Here is a 16,560-nt window from a genome sequence, read left to right as displayed (position 1 = left end):
CTGGAGAAGGGTTTACATCCGGCAGCCGCGCGCCGGGTCTGCGAGACCCTTGATCGCGGTGCTGACCAGCTTGTTCTCCTTGCCATCCACCTTGCGCAGATAGATGTCCTGCACCGGGTTGTGCGACTTGCTCATGGTGAAGGTGCCGCGTGGGCTGTCGATCTTGGCCTTCTCGATGGCGGCGGTGAACTCGGCCTTCTTGCCGATGTCGCCCTTGGCGGCGGCGAGGCCCACGCCCAGCATCTGCGCCGCGTCGTAGCCCTGCACCGCGTACACGTCGGGCTGCAGCTTGAACGACTTGGCGTATGCCACGCGGAATGCGTTGTCGCGCGCGGTGTTCAGGCCGTCCGCGTAGTGCAGCGTGGTCAGCATGCCCTGCGCGGCATCGCCTTGCGCATCGAGCGTGCCGTCGGTCAGGAAGCCGGGGCCGTAGAGCGGAATGGTCTTGTTCAGGCCCGCCGCCTGGTAGTCCTTGACGAACTTCACCGCGCCGCCGCCCGCGAAGAAGGCATACACCGCATCGGGCTTGGCCGCCGCGATCTCGGTCAGCAGTGCCTGGAACTCCACGTTGGGGAAGGGCAGCGTGAGCTGCTTGTCGACCTTGCCGCCGTTCTTCTCGAAGCCTTCCTTGAAGCCGTTGACCGACTCGTCGCCGGCCGCGTACTTCCAGGTGATGGTCATTGCCTTCTTCTTGCCCTGCTGCTTGGCCGCGACCTCGCCCATCGCGAAGGCCGGCTGCCAGTTGCTGAACGAGCTGCGGAAGATGTTGGGCGCGCACATCGGGCCGGTCACCGCATCGGCGCCTGCGTTCGGCACGATCAGCACGGTGCCGCTTTCCTTGGCGGCCTTGGCCATGGCCATCGCAACGCCGGAGTGCACGGTGCCCACGATCACATCGACGTTGTCGCGCTTGATGAGCTTGTTGACGTTGTCGGTCGCCTTGGCGGGATCGGACTCGTCGTCCACCTTGAAGTACTCGATCTCGCGGCCCGAGAGCTTGCCGCCCTGTTCGTCGACGTAGAGCTTGAAGCCGTTCTCGATGGCCACGCCCAGCGCGGTGTAGGTGCCGCTGTAGGGCAGCATGAGGCCGACCTTGAGCTTGCCGGTGCCCTGGGCGCCAGCGGCTGTCGCTAGGGCGGCGAAGGCGATGGCGGTGAGCGCGAGGCGCGCATTGCGGATGGTCGTCATGGTGTCTGTCTCCTGTTTTTGGTGATGAAAGCGGCGGTAGCGACGGTGACACGTTCCGGCTGATCGCGATGTGGGGAATGCCCGCATTCAGGGATTTCCACCAGTTCGCAATTGCCGCTCACGCGCGCCGCGATGCCGCGGATCTGCGCGAGCGTGCCGTACTCGTCGTCGATGCCCTGGATGGCGAGCACCGGGCAGCGGATGGCATCGAGTTCGGCCTCGATGTTCCAGTCGCGAAAGGGCGGATGCAGCCAGATGCGGTTCCAGCCCCAGAAGGCGGAATCGGCGCTGTCGTGGTAGCGGCCGAGCTTCTTCGGCAGATCGGTCGAGAGGTACGCGGTGCGCGCCAGCTCGATGTTCGCGACGGTGATGTCTTCCACGAAGATGTGCGGCGCCAGCACGACAAGGCCCGCCACGCGATCGGGGAAGCGCGAGGCGTAGAGCAGCGAGATCGAGCCGCCGTCGCTGTGGCCGAAGAGCCAGGGCTTTTCATCGCCGAGATTCAGGGCGGCGATGAGGGCGGGCAGCACCTCGCGCGCCTGGCGGTGCATGAAGTCGACGTCCCAGATTTCGTTGTCTTCGCGCGGCGTGGAGCGGCCGTAGGCGGGGCGCGAGAACACGAGGCCGCGGGCGTTGGCGGCTTCGCAGACTTGTGCGGGGAAATCTTTCCACATGGCGACGGAGCCGAGGCCTTCGTGGAGGAAGACGATGAGCGGGGCGTCGGTGCGCTCAGGGGCTATCCACGCGCACTCGATCCGCACGGGGCGGCCGCGCCAGGTGATGGTGGCGAAGTCGGGTGTGCTCATTGCATTGCTCCCGGCTGTTGCTCCTTCCCCTTCCGGGGGAAGGCTGGGATGGGGGCTTGCGGCGCTTGAGAAGGCTGTGCGTGCGTGGAGGCCGATGCCCCCACCCCAACCCTCCCCCGGGAGGGGAGGGAGCAAGACAAGGAGCGCGTCATGCCTGCTTCTCTCGCTCGCGCAGCCGAAACCGCTGAATCTTCCCCGTCGCCGTCTTCGGCAGCTCACTCACGAACTCCAGAAACCGCGGGTACTTGTACGGCGCGAGGCGCTCTTTCACGAAGGCCTTGAGCTCTTCCTCGGTCGCAGCGCTCCCATCCTTCAACACGACAAAGGCCTTGGTCTTGGTGAGGCCCTCTGCATCTTCCTTGCCGATCACCGCCGCTTCGAGCACCGAAGGATGCTGCATCAGCGTGGCCTCGACCTCGAAGGGAGACACATAGATCCCGCTCACCTTCAGCATGTCGTCGCTGCGCCCGGCATAGGTGAAGTAGCCGTCGGCATCGCGCGTGTACTTGTCGCCGCTCTTGGTCCAGCCGCCCTGGAAGGTGTCGCGCGACTTCTCGCGGTTGGTCCAGTACATGAGGGCCGAGCTCGGCCCTCGGATGTAGAGGTCGCCCACTTCCCCGTCGGGCACCGGGCGGCCGTCTTCGCCGCGCAGCTCGACCTCGTAGCCTTCCACCGGCTTGCCGGTGGTGCCGTAGCGCACGTCGCCGGGGCGGTTGGAGATGAAGATGTGCAGCATCTCCGTCGAGCCGATGCCGTCGATGATTTCGCAGCCGTAGTGCGCCTTGAAGCGCTGCGCGATCTCGCCGGGCAGGGCCTCGCCGGCCGACGAGCACATGCGCAGCGCGACCGCATCGCGCGCCGGCAGCTTCGGCGAGGCGAGCATGCCCGCGAACCCCGTGGGCGCGCCGAAGAACACGGTGGGCTTGTGCTCCGTCCAACGGCGGAAGGTGGCATCGGGCGTGGGCCGCTCGGCCATCAGCACGACCGTCGCACCGACCGTGAGCGGAAAGGTCAGCGCGTTGCCCAGCCCGTAAGCGAAGTACAGCTTGGCCGCCGAGAAGCACACGTCGTCTTCGGTGAGCGCGAGCACCGGCTTGCCGTAGAGCTCGGCCGTCCACCAGAGGTTGGCGTGCGTGTGGACCGTGCCCTTGGGCTTGCCGGTGGAGCCGGAGGAATAGAGCCAGAAGCCCGGGTCGTCGGAGGCTGTGTTGACTGGTGCGGCCAGGGGCTCGACCTTGGCGAGCGCGGCGTCGAACGCTTGCGCGTTCTCCGGCAGCGGGCCGGTGGGCTGCGAGACGATCAGCGCCTGCAGCTCGTGCGCACCGCGCCCCATCGCATCCTGCAGCGTAGGCAGCAGCGCACCCGACACCAGCGCGGCCTGCGCGCGGCTGTGGTCGAGCATGTAGGCATAGTCCTCGGGCGTGAGCAGCGTGTTGACGGCGACGGGAACGATGCCGGCATAGAGGCAGCCGAGAAAGCTCACCGGCCAGTCGCTGCTGTCCAGCATCAGCAGCAGCACGCGCTCTTCGCGCCGCACGCCGGCGGCTTTCAGCGCGGCGGCCAGTCGGCGCGCGCGGTCTTCGAGCTGGCCATAGCTCAGCGTGCTGCGGTCGTCGATGTAGGCGGTGCGATCGGCGCGTCCGCGGTTGAGGGCGAACAGGTGTTCGGCGAAATTGAATCGTGCGGGCAGGCTCATCGTGGGGTCTCCTTGGGGCCTGTTCTTCTAGAAGCCGAGGGCGGCGAGCACGCGGGGGCTCGCCTGCACCGCGCTCTTGCGGTGATAGAAGTCGAGCGCGCGCAGGCCGCCCAGTTCGGCGCCGCCGCCCGCGCGGCCGGGTCCGCCGTGCATCGACATCGGCATCACGTTGCCGTGGCCGGTGTGGGCCTGTGTGACCTCGGGCGTGATCACATGGACGCGGCCGTGGCTCGGTGCGACAGCGAGCGCGGCCTGCGCGAGCGCTGCGTCGTCGCTGCCATACAAGGACATCACGAGCGAGCCCTGGCCACGGTGCGCCAGCGCGATGCCGTGCGCCAGGTCGCGGTACGGCAGCAGCGTGGCGACCGGGCCGAACACCTCCACGTCATGCACGCGCTGCGCCGCATCGGCATCGCGCGCGCCCAGCAGCACCGGGCCGATGCAGGCGGCGACGGCCGGGTCGGCGTCGATCAGCGGCTTGTTGCGGCTGTCGTGCAGCACGGTGGTCTGCGCGGCGAGCGCATCGAGTCCGTCGCGCACGGCGTTCAGTTGCGCGCGGCTCACGAGCGAACCCATGCGCACGCCCTCGTTGCGCGGATTGCCGACCGTGACGCCCGCGAGCTTGGCGCCGATGGCTTCGGCCGCGGCGTCGTACACCCCGGCTGGCACCAGGATGCGGCGGATCGCGGTGCACTTCTGGCCCGACTTGACCGTCATCTCGCGCACCACTTCGCGCACGAGCAGGTTGAACGCTTCGCTGCCAGGTGCTGCGCCGGGCAGGAGCAGGGCGCTGTTGAGGCTGTCGGCCTCGATGTTCGCCCGCACCGAACGCGCGGCCACGGCGGGGTGCGAGCGGATCACGGCTGCGGTTTCGGCCGAGCCGGTGAACGAGACCACGTCGAAGGGCTGCAGCTGGTCCATCAAGCCGGCCGAGCTGCCGCAGATGACCGAGAGCGCGCCGGCGGGCAGCACGCCCGCATCGACCACGTCTTTCACCATGCGCTGCGTGAGCCAGGCGGTTGCGGTCGCGGGCTTCACGATCACGGGCACGCCCGAGAGCAATGCCGGTGCGGCCTTTTCCCACAGGCCCCACGAAGGGAAGTTGAAAGCGTTGATGAACAGCGCCACGCCGTGCGTCGGCACCTGCAGATGCTGCGACAGGAATACTGGCTCCTTGCCGAGCTTGGCCGCATCGCCATCGCGCAACGCGCGCACGTCGCCGAGCGCATCGCCCCACTTGGCGTACTGGCCGAGCGTGAAGATCGCGCCGTCGATGTCCACGGCCGAATCGTTCTTCACCGTGCCCGAGTTCGCGGTGGCGATTTCGTAATAGGCATCGCGGTTGGACTGCAGCACCTTGACGATCGCACCGAGCAGCCCGGCGCGCTGGCGGTAGGTGAGGGCGCGCAGCGCGTTGCCGCCCTGTTCGCGCGCAAACGAGAAGGCTTCGGGCAGGTCGAGCCCCGTGGCATCGACGCGTGCGAGTTCGGTGCCAAGCACCGGATCGACAAGCGGCGTGCCGGCGCCTGAGCCGCTTTGCCAGCGGCCGGCGACGTGGTTGGAGAGGAGTTCGGTCATTGCGTGAACTTGATCTGCCCCTCGGGCAGCAAATAGAGAACGAGCGCGCGGCCTTGCGCGACGGTCGGGCGGTGCGCGGTGCCGGGGCCGTAGACGCACCAGCCCGCGGGCCGGCTGTCGAAGGTGGCGCCGGGGCTGTTGTCCAGCGGCATGATCAGGTCGATCTCGCCATTCGGATGCGTGTGGTGCGGGCCGGCGACGTCCTGCATGTCGACCACGTCGACCGAGAAGCGGTGCAGCGCGTCTTCGGCCTTGAACACGCGGCCGTACTTGATGCCGCCGCCTTCGCGCTCGCACAGCCAGCCTTCGGTGACACCGCCGATGCAGGCCTGGCGCAGTTGCTCGAAGCTGGCGCTGCCAGCGCCGTGGGTGGCGTTGAGCCACTGGTCGAGTTGCGCGTCGAGCGGCCGGCCGGCGATCTCGGCGGTCAAGCCGGCGATCAACTGGTGAAATGCTGCCTTGCCTGTGGCGGGGTTGCTGCTGTCGGACATCGTGGGGCCTCGAACTTTCGGAACTGCCTTGCAGGAATACCGCGCGTGCAGTATCTTGCTTGTGGCCGAACGATAAGCACCGAGACAATGAGTGTCAAGCAATATAGTGCATATATGGCGTTTACCCTGAGCGCGCACAATCCCGGCCACGAACGAGGACTCGCATGAATGAGCATGTAGACGCGGTGCTGGCCACCACGCCAGAAAGCGGCAACCACACCGCACCGGCCGGGGAGGCCAAGAACCCACTGCTGGCCGCGCTGGGCGACCGCGTGCGCAACCTGCGCGCGCAGCGCGGCCTCACGCGCAAGGCGGTGGCCGTGTCGGCCGATGTGTCGGAGCGGCACCTGGCCAACCTGGAGTACGGCATCGGCAACGCGTCGATCCTGGTGCTGCAGCAGGTGGCCGGCGCTTTGCATTGCTCGCTGGCAGAGCTGGTCGGTGACGTCACCACCAGTTCGCCCGAGTGGCTGCTGATCCGCGAGCTGCTCGAGAACCGCAGCGAAACCGACCTGCGCCGCGTGCGCGTGGCCCTGGGCGAACTGCTGGGCACGGCTTCGGTCGATCCGGCGCGGCACCGCCGCATCGCGCTCGTGGGGCTGCGTGGCGCGGGCAAGTCGACGCTCGGGCAGATGCTGGCCGAAGACCTCGAGCTGCCGTTCATCGAACTGAGCCGCGAGATCGAGAAGCTCGCGGGCTGCAGCGTGCGCGAGATCCACGACCTGTACGGCACCAACGCCTACCGCCGCTACGAGCGCCGCGCGCTCGAAGAAGCCGTGCAGATCTACAGCGAAGTGGTGATCGCCACGCCGGGCGGCATCGTCTCCGACCCCGCCACCTTCAACGAACTGCTCGCCCACTGCACCACCGTGTGGCTGCAGGCCGCGCCCGAAGAGCACATGGGCCGCGTGGCCGCGCAGGGCGACACCCGCCCGATGGCCGCCAGCAAGGAAGCCATGGAAGACCTGCGCCGCATCCTGAACGGCCGGGCCGCCTTCTATTCGAAGGCCGATCTGTCGGTGGACACCAGCGGCAAGACGCTGGCACAGAGCTTCCAGGCGCTGCGCGCGACCACGCGCCAGTCGATGGGCCTGAGCGCTTGAGCTGAAATCTGAAAAAAAGCACAACAGGCATTGACTTGCCCATTTGCATGCAGCATGATGCATGTCAACGGAGCAAGAAAGCGCATTATCTTTCCTGTTCGCGGTTTCCGAACACAGCCCCACAGGAGACTTCTGCATGACCGACACCACCACGCTTCAGGCGCCCCCCCGCGTCGACTACCGCACCGAACCCGGCCAGTACCGCCATTGGTCCCTGAGCTTCGACGGCGCCATCGCCCGCCTGGTGCTCGACATCGCGGAAGACGGCGGCATCCGCCCCGGCTACAAGCTCAAGCTCAACAGCTACGACCTGGGCGTCGACATCGAGCTCAACGACGCGCTCAACCGCATCCGCTTCGAGCACCCCGAAGTGCGCAGCGTGATCGTCACCAGCGGCAAGGACCGCATCTTCTGTTCGGGCGCCAATATCTTCATGCTGGGCGTCTCGGGCCATGCCTGGAAGGTCAACTTCTGCAAGTTCACCAACGAGACCCGCAACGGCATCGAAGACTCGTCGAAGCACTCGGGCCTGAAGTTCCTCGCGGCCGTGAACGGCGCCTGCGCCGGCGGCGGCTACGAACTGGCGCTGGCTTGCGATGAGATCCTGCTGGTGGACGACCGCTCCTCGGCCGTGTCGCTGCCCGAAGTGCCGCTGCTCGGCGTGCTGCCCGGCACCGGCGGCCTCACCCGCGTGACCGACAAGCGCCATGTGCGCCATGACCTCGCCGACATCTTCTGCACCAGCGTCGAAGGCGTGCGCGGCCAGCGTGCCGTCGAATGGCGCCTGGTCGATGCGGTGGCCAAGCCCGCGCAGTTCGCCGCCGCCGTGCAGGACCGCGCCTCGCAACTCGCCGCCGGCAGCGACCGTCCCGCGGGCGGCAAGGGCGTGGTGCTCACGCGCCTCGAGCGCACCGACAGCGCCGACGGCATCAGCTATTCGCACGTCGATATCCAGATCGACCGCAGCAAGCGCACCGCGACGATCACCGTGAAGGCGCCCACCGGTGCGCAGCCGGCCGACATCGCCGCGATCGAAGCCGCGGGCGCCGCCTGGTGGCCGCTCGCGATGTGCCGTCAGCTCGACGACGCGATCCTCAACCTGCGCACCAACGAGCTCGACGTGGGCACCTGGCTGCTCAAGACCGAAGGCGATGCGGCCGCCGTGCTCGCCTCCGACGCCGTGATGTTCGCCAACAAGGACCACTGGCTGGTGCGCGAAACCATCGGCGCGCTGCGCCGCACGCTGGCGCGCCTGGATGTGTCGTCGCGCAGCCTGTTCGCGCTGGTCGAGGCCGGTTCGTGCTTCGCCGGCACGCTGGCCGAACTGGCCTTCGCGGCCGACCGCACCTACATGCTCGCGCTGCCCGACGATGCCGAGCGCGCACCGAAGCTCGTGCTGAACGAATTCAACTTCGGCTTCTTCCCGATGGTGAACGACCAGAGCCGTCTGCAACGGCGCTTCTATGAAGAGGCCGCGCCACTCGAAGCCGCGCGCGCTGCAGCAGGCAAGCCGCTCGACGCCGACGAAGCCCTGAAGCTCGGCCTGGTCACCGCCGCACCGGACGACATCGACTGGGAAGACGAAATCCGCATCGCCATCGAAGAGCGCGCCGCCATGTCGCCCGACGCGCTCACCGGCCTCGAAGCCAACCTGCGCTTCGCGAGCAAGGAGAACATGGCCACCCGCATCTTCGGCCGGCTCACTGCCTGGCAGAACTGGATCTTCAACCGCCCCAACGCCGTCGGCGAAAAGGGTGCGCTCAAGGTCTACGGCACCGGCGAAAAGGCCGGCTTCGACATGAACCGCGTCTGATAACCGCAGCCCGTACAACCCAAGGAACAACGATGAGCACGATCAACTACAGCGAGAAGATCCCCAACAACGTCAACCTCGGCGAAGACCGCACGCTGCAGCGCGCGCTCGAAGGCTGGCAGCCCAACTTCATCAACTGGTGGGACGACGTGGGCCCCGAGGGCTCGACCAACCACGACGTGTACCTGCGCACCGCAGTGAGCGTCGACCCACAGGGCTGGGCGCAGTTCGGCCACGTGAAGATGCGCGACTACCGCTGGGGCATCTTCCTGAACCCGGGCGATGCCAACCGCGAGATCCACTTCGGCGACCACAAGGGCGAGAAGGCCTGGCAGGACGTGCCCGGCGAACACCGCGCCAACCTGCGCCGCATCATCGTGACGCAGGGCGACACCGAGCCCGCCTCGGTCGAGCAGCAGCGCCACCTGGGCCTCACGGCACCGTCGATGTACGACCTGCGCAACCTGTTCCAGATCAACGTGGAAGAAGGCCGCCACCTGTGGGCCATGGTCTACCTGCTGCAGAAGCACTTCGGACGCGACGGACGCGAAGAGGCCGATGCACTGCTGCAGCGCACCTCGGGCGACGAGAACAACCCGCGCATCCTGGGCGCGTTCAACGAGAAGACGCCCGACTGGCTCGCGTTCTTCATGTTCACCTACTTCACCGACCGCGACGGCAAGTTCCAGCTGGCCGCGCTGGCCGAAAGCGCCTTCGATCCGCTGGCGCGCACCACCAAGTTCATGCTGACCGAAGAGGCGCACCACATGTTCGTGGGCGAGAGCGGCGTCTCGCGCGTCATCGCCCGCACCGCGCAGGTGATGAACGAGCTGAAGACCGACGACGCGCAGAAGATCCGCGCCGCGGGCTGCATCGACCTGGGCACCATCCAGCGCTACCTGAACTTCCACTACAGCGTGACCATCGACCTGTTCGGCGCCGACCAGTCGAGCAACGCGGCCATCTTCTACAGCTCGGGCCTGAAGGGCCGCTACGAAGAAGGCAAGCGCACGGACGACCACATCCTCAAGGGCCAGACCTACAAGGTGCTTGAAGTGAAAGATGGGCAACTGGTCGAGAAGGACGTGCCGATGCTCAACGCGCTCAACGAAGTGCTGCGCGACGACTTCATCAAGGACTCGGTGGCCGGCGTGGGCCGCTGGAACAAGGTGCTCGAGAAGGCCGGCATCCCGACCCGCCTGGTCGTGCCGCACAAGGCCTTCAACCGCCAGATCGGCGCGCTCGCCGGCATCAAGATGTCGCCCGAAGGCCGCGTGGTGAACGAGGTCGAATGGGCCGCCAAGCGCGATGAGTGGCTGCCCAGTTCCGAAGACTTCGCTTTCGTGGCATCGTTGATGGGCCGCGTGGTGGAGCCGGGCAAGTTCGCAGGCTGGATTTCGCCCCCGGTGATGGGCATCAACCGCCAGCCGGTGGATTTCGAGTACGTCCGTTTCGGCTGATTTGGGTATTACTCCCTCTCCCCTTGGGGAGAGGGTAGGGGTGAGGGTAGGCGGCGTCCTTACGACAAGCTGCTGCCCCTCACCCTGACCCTCACCCCAAGGGGCGAGGGAAAGGAGAAAAAAATGGACATGGCCGTTGAAGCCGGAGTCATCAAGCAGCACCTGATCGACCCCGAGATCTGCATCCGCTGCAACACCTGCGAGGCCACCTGCCCCGTCAACGCGATCACGCACGACGACAACAACTACGTCGTGCGGGCCGACATCTGCAATGGCTGCATGGCCTGCATCTCGCCGTGCCCGACGGGCTCCATTGACAACTGGCGCACGATGCCGCTGGTGCGCGCGTACACGATCGAAGAACAGCTCACCTGGGAAGAACTGCCCGCGGAGCTGACGCCCGAAGAGCTCGAGGCCGCGGGCGTTTCAGCCGCCGATGCGGGCGATGAAGCCGGCGTTGCCGCAGCACCTGCGCTGACGCAAGCGCAAGCGGCTGCCGAGTCCACCGAGACCGTCTTCAATTCCGCGCAGTACGGCGCCACCGTGCCGCCGTGGTCGGCCGCGCATGCGTACACCAACCTGTTCCCGCCGAAGACGCCGACAACCGCCACCGTGGTCGGCAACTTCAACTGCACCGAGGCGGGCTTCGACAGTGAGACGCACCACATCGTGCTCGACTTCGGCGTGGTGCCGTTCCCGGTGCTCGAAGGCCAGTCGATCGGCATCGTGCCGCCGGGCGTCGACGCCATCGGCAAGCGCCACCATGCGCGCCAGTACTCGGTGGCGAGCCCCCGCAACGGCGAGCGGCCCGGCTACAACAACGTCTCGCTCACCGTGAAGCGCGTGACCGAGGACCACCAGGGCGACCCGGTGCTCGGCGTGTGCTCCAACTATGTGTGCGACCTGAAGGTGGGCGACACGGTGCAGGTGGTGGGCCCCTTCGGCGCTTCGTTCCTGATGCCCAACCACCCCAAGTCGCACATCGTGATGATCTGCACCGGCACCGGCAGCGCACCGATGCGCGCGATGACCGAATGGCGCCGGCGCCTGCGCAAGAGCGGCAAGTTCGAAGGCGGGAAGCTCATGTTGTTCTTCGGCGCGCGCACGCAGCAGGAGCTGCCGTACTTCGGCCCGCTGCAGTCGCTGCCCAAGGACTTCATCGACATCAACCTCGCGTTCTCGCGCACGCCGGGGCAGCCCAAGCGCTACGTGCAGGACCTGATGCGCGAGCGCGCGGCCGATCTGGCTGCGCTGCTCAAGGACGGATCGAGCCACTTCTACGTGTGTGGCCTCAAGAGCATGGAAGAGGGCGTCGTGCTCGCGCTGCGCGATGTGGCGACGGAAGCGGGGCTCGACTGGAACACCGTCGGCGCTTCGCTCAAGCGCGAAGGCCGCCTGCACCTGGAAACCTACTGAACCGCGGCGGATGAAGTTCGCCGACTTCCATGCAGGCCAGGTCATCGAGGCCGGGCCCTATGTGCTCAGCGAAGCCGAACTCGTCCGGTTCGCGAAGGACTACGACCCGCAGTGGTTCCACACCGATGCCGAAGCGGCCGCGGAAAGCGCCTTCGGCGGGTTGATCGCAAGCGGCTGGCACACCTGCTCGATCGCGATGCGCCTGGTGGTCGAGGCGGCGCTCAAGGGCTCGGAGTCTTTTGCGTCACCGGGGCTCGAACATGTGCGCTGGCCCAACCCTGTGCGCCCCGGCGATGCCCTGCGGCTCGTGGCCGACGTGATCGAGGTGCGGCGCTCCGAGAAGCGCCCGACGCTGGGCATCCTTCGCTGGCGTTGGCGCCTGTTCAACCAGCGTGAGTCGATGGTGCTCGACGTGGAAGTCACAAGCCTTTTCAGACTCGAAGCGCTCGACTGACGCAAAAAAAGCCCGCAACGCGCGAGCGCTGCGGGCTTTTGCGGAGGAAGCGCGTTTACTTCGTGAGATCGACCGCGCCCGAGCCCTTGGCCTTGCCGCTGGCCTTCGCGCCCGCACCGGCGGCCGATGGCTTCACCGCGCCACCCGCCGAGCCGACCGCTCCAGTCGCGCCGTTCAGCGTGCCGCCCACGGTGTTCGTGAGGCCCCCTGTAGCGCCTGTTGCCGCGCCGGTTGCGCCGCCCACGGCACCGGTGGCGCCGCCGACCGTGCTGGTCGCGTTGCCCACGGCACCGGTCGTGCCGCCGACCACGCCACCGACCGTGTTGCCCAGCCCGCCTGCCGCGTTGCCGGCACCGCCATTGGTCGATGCGCCCGCACCCGCTGCAGCGCCGGTATTTGCGCCTGCGCTGCCTTGTGCCGGTGCAGCCTTGACCGTGCCCGATGTATTCACATCGGCATTCACGCCCACGCCGACTCCCACGCCCTGTGCCTGGGCGAAACCGCTCATGGCAAGAAGGCCTGCGAGCAAGGCGCCGGCGAAGATGGATTTGTTTTGTTGTTGCTTCATGGGTGACTGTTCCTTTCGTTTGAATGGTCACTGACTGACAAGAACCGGCTTGGGGCCAGTTCGGTCGCTACCGTGACCACCTCGCACCATGTCGCCGTGTGCGGGGCGTTCGCTCTCGGTTGTGGGACGTGTCCGTCGGCGGGAACGAGGGGCTGTGCGTTAGGGCGCGTCCTGTTCAAGTGGGTTTCGCAACGCAACCCTTTCAGCCGGCAGGGTCAAAGAGACCTTCCGCCGGCAACGAAGATTTCACGCAACTGATAATGTTGCATGAAACGAGACAGCAAGCTTTCCGGCGTCCTCCACGTGCTGCTGCATATGGCCGAGATGGATGCCCCCATCACCTCGGAGTCGCTCGCGGCGGCGATGCACACCAACCCGGTCGTGGTGCGCCGGCTCATGGCGGGCCTGCGGCAGGCGGGCTTCGTGAGTTCGGCCAAGGGCCACGGCGGCGGCTGGGTGCTGTCGTGCTCGCTGTCGCGCGTGACGCTCGGCGACATCCACAACGCCGTCGGCGCGCCTGCGCTGCTGGCCATGGGCAATCGCACCGAGAGCCCCGGCTGCATCGTCGAGCAGGCCGTGAATGCGGCGCTCGACGATGCCTTCGATGCGGCCGAGGCGCTGCTGCTCAAGCGCTTCAACAGCATCACGCTGGCGGATCTCTCCAAGGACTTTCATCGCCGCATGACGGGCGGCGGTTTCACACAGAAGGACATCGAACATGCGCTATGACGCTCTTGTCGTGGGCGGTAGCTTTGCCGGCCTCTCCGCTGCCATGCAGCTCGCGCGCGCACGCAAGAACGTGTGCGTGGTCGATGCGGGCGCGCCGCGCAACCGCTTCGCCGCCGCGGCACACGGCTTCTTCGGCCAGGACGGTGTGCCGCCGCTGAAGATGATTGCCAACGCGCGGGCCAAGCTGCTGGCCTATCGAACGTCACCTTCATCGAAGGCCGGGCGGCGAGCGTGCAGGCCGATGGTGTTGGCGGGTTCGTCGCCTCGCTCGATGACGACCGGCAGCTGTCGGCCGGCAAGCTCCTGCTGGCCTTCGGCGTGCAGGATGGCTTTCCGGACGGTATCGCCGGCGTGCGCGAACGCTGGGGCACCAGTGTGCTGCACTGCCCCTATTGCCACGGCTACGAATTCGGCGGCCGCAGGCTTGGTGTTTTGGTCGAAGCCCCGCATCCGCCGGAGCACGCGATGCTGATCGCCGAATGGGGCCCGACCACGCTCTTCCTGAACGGCAACAACACGGTGGAGGATGAGGTGCGGGGCAAGCTGCAGGCGCGCGGCGTGACGATCGAGCCGGGCCGCATCGCTGCGCTGGAGGGGCCGGCGAAAGACCTGTCCGGCGTGCGCCTCGAAGACGGCCGCATCGTGCCGGTCGAAGCGCTGTTCATGGTCCCACGCACGCGTCCCGGCAGCCCTATCGCGGAGCAACTGGGCTGCGCGTTCGACGAGGGCCACGCCGGCCCGGTGATCCGCATCGATGCGATGAAGATGACCACCGTGCCCGGCGTATATGCCGCAGGCGATGCGGCCATGCAGATGCACAACGCCACGCTGGCCTCGGCCGACGGCGTGATGGCCGGCACGTCGATGCATCGCGCCATGGTGTTTGGCGCTTGACCCCACTTTTTTCTCGGGCTCGGAAAAATCGGGCCTGGAGCCCTCTATAATTCGACGCTCGAAATGCGGGAATAGCTCAGTTGGTAGAGCGCAACCTTGCCAAGGTTGAGGTCGAGAGTTCGAGACTCTTTTCCCGCTCCACATTTCATGCAAAAGGCCACCTCACCGGTGGCCTTTTCTTTTGCGCCGCGTTGGACGTGCGTTCAGCCCTTTGCCGGCAGCACCGTTCCGCGGCTTTCGCCGAATCCGATGCGCGCATGCCCCGGCTTCTCGCACCAGCCGCGCAGCAGCACCGCATCGCCGTCTTCCAGGAACCCGCGCTGCTCGCCGTTGGCCAGCGTGACCGGGCTCTGCCCCGCGCGCGTCAGCTCGATGATCGCGCCCGCTTCGCCCGGACCCGGTCCCGAAATCGTGCCGCTGCCGAACAGGTCGCCCGCATTCAGCTGGCAGCCGCCCATGGTGTGGTGCGCCACCATCTGCGCCACGCTCCAGTACTGGTGCCTGAAGCTCGTGCGCGACAGCCGTGATGGGTCGCTCTTGCCCTCGCGCGCCTTTTCGCTTTCGAGCCACACCTCCAGGCTGATGTCGATCGCGCCGCTTTCGCGGTTCGCCTTGCTCTCCAGGTAGTCGAGCGGCTGGGGCTCGTCGGCAGGCCGCGTCCAGGCCTGGCGATAGGGCGCGAGCGCTTCCATCGTCACGATCCACGGCGAGATGGTGGTCGCGAAGTTCTTCGCGAGAAAGGGGCCGAGCGGCGCCATCTCCCAGAACTGGATGTCGCGCGCCGACCAGTCGTTGAGCAGGCAGATGCCGAAGATGTGCTCCTCGGCGCGTTCGAGCGGGATCGGTTCGCCGGCCGCATTGCCTTCGCCGATCCACACGCCGAGTTCGAGTTCGAAGTCGAGCCGGGCGCACGCGTGGTACGTGGGCGCCTTCGCGCCGGGCGCCATCGTCTGCCCCATCGGCCGGTGAAAGCGCTGCCCGCTCACGCCGATGGTCGAGACGCGCCCGTGGTAGGCCGTCGGAATCCAGCGGAAGTTCGGCGTGACGTCGCCTTCGGGGTTGAACAGGCGCGTGATGTTCAGCGCATGGTCGATCGATGTGTAGAAATCGGTGTAGTCGCCGATGCGCGCGGGCACGGTGTATTCGACGTGGGCTTGCGGCACGAGGCACTTGCGCAGGTCGTCCACCGTCGCGGCGGGCGCATCGCTTCGCAGCAGCGCGAAGACCGCATGGCGCAGCGCCTGCCATGCGGCGGGGCCGAGCGCGAAAAAATCGTTCAGTGCGGGCAACGCGGCCATCCGCGCCGCATCGAGGGCAAGCCCGTCGACATGCTGGCCGGCAGCCAGCGCCGCCAGGTCGAGCACCTGGTCGCCGATGGCCACGCCACCGCGAAACGGCTCGGGGCTGCCAATGCGGCGGAACTCCGCATACGGCAGGTTCTGGATCGGGAAGTCCGTGCCCGCAGCGTTTGCGGCATCGACCCAGCTGCGGGCGTCGACGTCGTGCGTGTGGTTGAGTTCGATCATCGGTGAGGTTTTCTTTCGTTCAGACCGACGCCATCAGCGCATCGTCGAAGATCGCCACCGCGCGCGTCCAGCCCGCCGAGGCGCCGCGGATCTTGTGCGGGAAGCAGCTGATGAAAAAGCCCGTGGGCGGCAGCACCTCCAGGTTGTGCAGCTTCTCGATGTGGCAGTAGCCGATGTCGCGGCCGGCCTTGTGGCCTTCCCAGATCAACGAAGCATCTTGCGTTTCGCCGTACTTCTTGGCGGTGTGCACGAACGGCGCGTCCCAGCTCCATGCATCGGTGCCGGTGAGGCGCACACCGCGCTCCAGCAGGTACATCGTCGCTTCGTAGCCCATGCCTGCACCGGCCGACACGTAGTCGCTGCTGCCATAGCGCTTGCCGGCGCGCGTGTTGACCACCACGATCTCCAGCGGGCTCAGCGTGTGGCCGATGCGCTTCAACTCGGCCTCGACGTCGGCGGCGGTGACCACGTAGCCATCGGCGAAGTGGCGAAAGTCGAGCTTCACGCCCGGCTGGAAGCACCACTCGAGCGGCACGTCGTGGATGGCAATGGCGGGCTTCTTCTCGCCGAGCGCCTTGTCCATGGTCGAGTGAAAGTGATAGGGCGCATCGAGGTGCGTGCCGTTGTGCGTGGAGAGTTGCACCAGTTCCACCGCCCAGCCTTCGCCGTCGGGAAGATCTTCTTTCTTCAGGCCGGGAAAGAAGGGCTCGATCTGCTCGTAGGTCTGCTCGTGCGTGAAGTACTGGATCTTCGGCGCGAAGGCGGGCGGATCGGAGAGCACATCGTTCTCGAGAAAGATCGAGAGGTCGACGAATTTTCGTGGCATGGGTGGGGCTCC

Annotated in this window: 14 protein-coding genes, 1 tRNA gene and 1 pseudogene; 8 read left to right on the top strand and 8 right to left on the bottom strand. The window is 66.9% G+C overall.

Features of this window, described 5'->3' with window-relative positions:
• Nucleotides 1–12: 12 nt before the first annotated feature.
• The 5 genes from M2282_RS10775 to M2282_RS10755 form a co-directional block, all read right to left on the bottom strand.
• Complete coding sequence (locus tag M2282_RS10775) at nt 13–1,188, bottom strand: ABC transporter substrate-binding protein (RefSeq protein WP_280808787.1); 1,176 nt, start codon at nt 1,186–1,188, stop codon at nt 13–15.
• The gene (locus M2282_RS10770) at nt 1,185–1,994 is read right to left on the bottom strand and encodes an alpha/beta fold hydrolase (RefSeq protein ID WP_280808786.1); all 810 of its coding nucleotides are present in this window, start codon (nt 1,992–1,994) and stop codon (nt 1,185–1,187) included. Before M2282_RS10770 ends, M2282_RS10775 begins: the two co-directional genes overlap by 4 nt.
• A gap of 148 nt (nt 1,995–2,142) precedes the next feature.
• Nucleotides 2,143–3,690 (bottom strand): benzoate-CoA ligase family protein, encoded by a 1,548-nt coding sequence (locus tag M2282_RS10765; RefSeq protein WP_280808785.1) that lies wholly within the window; start codon nt 3,688–3,690, stop codon nt 2,143–2,145.
• A 27-nt stretch (nt 3,691–3,717) separates the two neighbouring features.
• The gene (locus M2282_RS10760) at nt 3,718–5,268 is read right to left on the bottom strand and encodes a 3,4-dehydroadipyl-CoA semialdehyde dehydrogenase (protein WP_280808784.1); all 1,551 of its coding nucleotides are present in this window, start codon (nt 5,266–5,268) and stop codon (nt 3,718–3,720) included.
• Entirely contained in the window at nt 5,265–5,759 is a 495-nt protein-coding gene (locus tag M2282_RS10755; protein ID WP_280808783.1) for a DUF4863 family protein, read from the bottom strand. The genes M2282_RS10760 and M2282_RS10755 overlap by 4 nt, the downstream gene beginning before the upstream one ends.
• A 164-nt stretch (nt 5,760–5,923) precedes the next feature.
• Between M2282_RS10755 and M2282_RS10750 the strand changes: the two genes are divergently transcribed.
• The 5 genes from M2282_RS10750 (at nt 5,924) to M2282_RS10730 (ending at nt 12,005) form a co-directional block, all read left to right on the top strand.
• Complete coding sequence (locus M2282_RS10750) at nt 5,924–6,862, top strand: helix-turn-helix transcriptional regulator (RefSeq protein ID WP_280808782.1); 939 nt, start codon at nt 5,924–5,926, stop codon at nt 6,860–6,862.
• A gap of 136 nt (nt 6,863–6,998) precedes the next feature.
• Complete coding sequence (gene boxC, locus M2282_RS10745) at nt 6,999–8,675, top strand: 2,3-epoxybenzoyl-CoA dihydrolase (RefSeq protein ID WP_280808781.1); 1,677 nt, start codon at nt 6,999–7,001, stop codon at nt 8,673–8,675.
• Nucleotides 8,676–8,707: 32 nt separating this feature from the next.
• Entirely contained in the window at nt 8,708–10,135 is a 1,428-nt protein-coding gene (gene boxB, locus M2282_RS10740) for a benzoyl-CoA 2,3-epoxidase subunit BoxB (protein WP_280808780.1), read from the top strand.
• A 123-nt stretch (nt 10,136–10,258) separates the two neighbouring features.
• Entirely contained in the window at nt 10,259–11,551 is a 1,293-nt protein-coding gene (gene boxA / locus M2282_RS10735) for a benzoyl-CoA 2,3-epoxidase subunit BoxA (protein WP_280808779.1), read from the top strand.
• Nucleotides 11,552–11,561: 10 nt separating this feature from the next.
• Nucleotides 11,562–12,005, top strand: a complete 444-nt coding sequence (locus tag M2282_RS10730) for a MaoC family dehydratase (RefSeq protein ID WP_280808778.1) — start codon at nt 11,562–11,564, stop codon at nt 12,003–12,005.
• A 55-nt stretch (nt 12,006–12,060) separates the two neighbouring features.
• Here the strand turns inward: M2282_RS10730 and M2282_RS10725 are convergent, their stop codons facing one another.
• The gene (locus tag M2282_RS10725; protein WP_280808777.1) at nt 12,061–12,573 is read right to left on the bottom strand and encodes an adhesin; all 513 of its coding nucleotides are present in this window, start codon (nt 12,571–12,573) and stop codon (nt 12,061–12,063) included.
• Between the two features lie 267 nt (nt 12,574–12,840).
• On the opposite strand from M2282_RS10725, the gene M2282_RS10720 reads away from it, so the two are divergent.
• From M2282_RS10720 to M2282_RS10710, 3 genes and pseudogenes are all read left to right on the top strand, one after another.
• Nucleotides 12,841–13,302 (top strand): Rrf2 family transcriptional regulator, encoded by a 462-nt coding sequence (locus M2282_RS10720; RefSeq protein WP_280808776.1) that lies wholly within the window; start codon nt 12,841–12,843, stop codon nt 13,300–13,302.
• Nucleotides 13,292–14,196: pseudogene (locus M2282_RS10715) on the top strand (NAD(P)/FAD-dependent oxidoreductase). Before M2282_RS10720 ends, M2282_RS10715 begins: the two are co-directional and overlap by 11 nt.
• Nucleotides 14,197–14,261: 65 nt before the next feature.
• A tRNA-Gly gene (locus tag M2282_RS10710) sits at nt 14,262–14,337 on the top strand.
• A 62-nt stretch (nt 14,338–14,399) separates the two neighbouring features.
• Here M2282_RS10710 and fahA read toward each other — a convergent pair.
• Together fahA and M2282_RS10700 are read right to left on the bottom strand one after the other, a co-directional pair.
• Nucleotides 14,400–15,722, bottom strand: coding sequence for a fumarylacetoacetase (fahA, locus tag M2282_RS10705; protein ID WP_280808775.1), 1,323 nt, complete (start codon nt 15,720–15,722; stop codon nt 14,400–14,402).
• Between the two features lie 19 nt (nt 15,723–15,741).
• Complete coding sequence (locus M2282_RS10700; RefSeq protein ID WP_280808774.1) at nt 15,742–16,548, bottom strand: cyclase family protein; 807 nt, start codon at nt 16,546–16,548, stop codon at nt 15,742–15,744.
• Between the last annotated feature and the right edge of the window lie 12 nt (nt 16,549–16,560).

This window comes from Variovorax boronicumulans, from assembly GCF_029892485.1.
GTDB lineage: Bacteria > Pseudomonadota > Gammaproteobacteria > Burkholderiales > Burkholderiaceae_C > Variovorax > Variovorax boronicumulans_B.
The sequence above is the reverse complement of the archived record's forward strand: the minus strand, read 5'-3'. Positions and strand labels throughout refer to the sequence as shown.

What these genes read in the sequence shown, in the direction of transcription:
- M2282_RS10775 (WP_280808787.1), bottom strand. Translation starts at nt 1,188, where the DNA reads ATGACGACCATCCGCAATGCGCGCCTCGCGCTCACCGCCATCGCCTTC.
- M2282_RS10770 (WP_280808786.1), bottom strand. Translation starts at nt 1,994, where the DNA reads ATGAGCACACCCGACTTCGCCACCATCACCTGGCGCGGCCGCCCCGTG.
- M2282_RS10765 (WP_280808785.1), bottom strand. Translation starts at nt 3,690, where the DNA reads ATGAGCCTGCCCGCACGATTCAATTTCGCCGAACACCTGTTCGCCCTC.
- M2282_RS10760 (WP_280808784.1), bottom strand. Translation starts at nt 5,268, where the DNA reads ATGACCGAACTCCTCTCCAACCACGTCGCCGGCCGCTGGCAAAGCGGC.
- M2282_RS10755 (WP_280808783.1), bottom strand. Translation starts at nt 5,759, where the DNA reads ATGTCCGACAGCAGCAACCCCGCCACAGGCAAGGCAGCATTTCACCAG.
- M2282_RS10750 (WP_280808782.1), top strand. Translation starts at nt 5,924, where the DNA reads ATGAATGAGCATGTAGACGCGGTGCTGGCCACCACGCCAGAAAGCGGC.
- boxC (WP_280808781.1), top strand. Translation starts at nt 6,999, where the DNA reads ATGACCGACACCACCACGCTTCAGGCGCCCCCCCGCGTCGACTACCGC.
- boxB (WP_280808780.1), top strand. Translation starts at nt 8,708, where the DNA reads ATGAGCACGATCAACTACAGCGAGAAGATCCCCAACAACGTCAACCTC.
- boxA (WP_280808779.1), top strand. Translation starts at nt 10,259, where the DNA reads ATGGACATGGCCGTTGAAGCCGGAGTCATCAAGCAGCACCTGATCGAC.
- M2282_RS10730 (WP_280808778.1), top strand. Translation starts at nt 11,562, where the DNA reads ATGAAGTTCGCCGACTTCCATGCAGGCCAGGTCATCGAGGCCGGGCCC.
- M2282_RS10725 (WP_280808777.1), bottom strand. Translation starts at nt 12,573, where the DNA reads ATGAAGCAACAACAAAACAAATCCATCTTCGCCGGCGCCTTGCTCGCA.
- M2282_RS10720 (WP_280808776.1), top strand. Translation starts at nt 12,841, where the DNA reads ATGAAACGAGACAGCAAGCTTTCCGGCGTCCTCCACGTGCTGCTGCAT.
- fahA (WP_280808775.1), bottom strand. Translation starts at nt 15,722, where the DNA reads ATGATCGAACTCAACCACACGCACGACGTCGACGCCCGCAGCTGGGTC.
- M2282_RS10700 (WP_280808774.1), bottom strand. Translation starts at nt 16,548, where the DNA reads ATGCCACGAAAATTCGTCGACCTCTCGATCTTTCTCGAGAACGATGTG.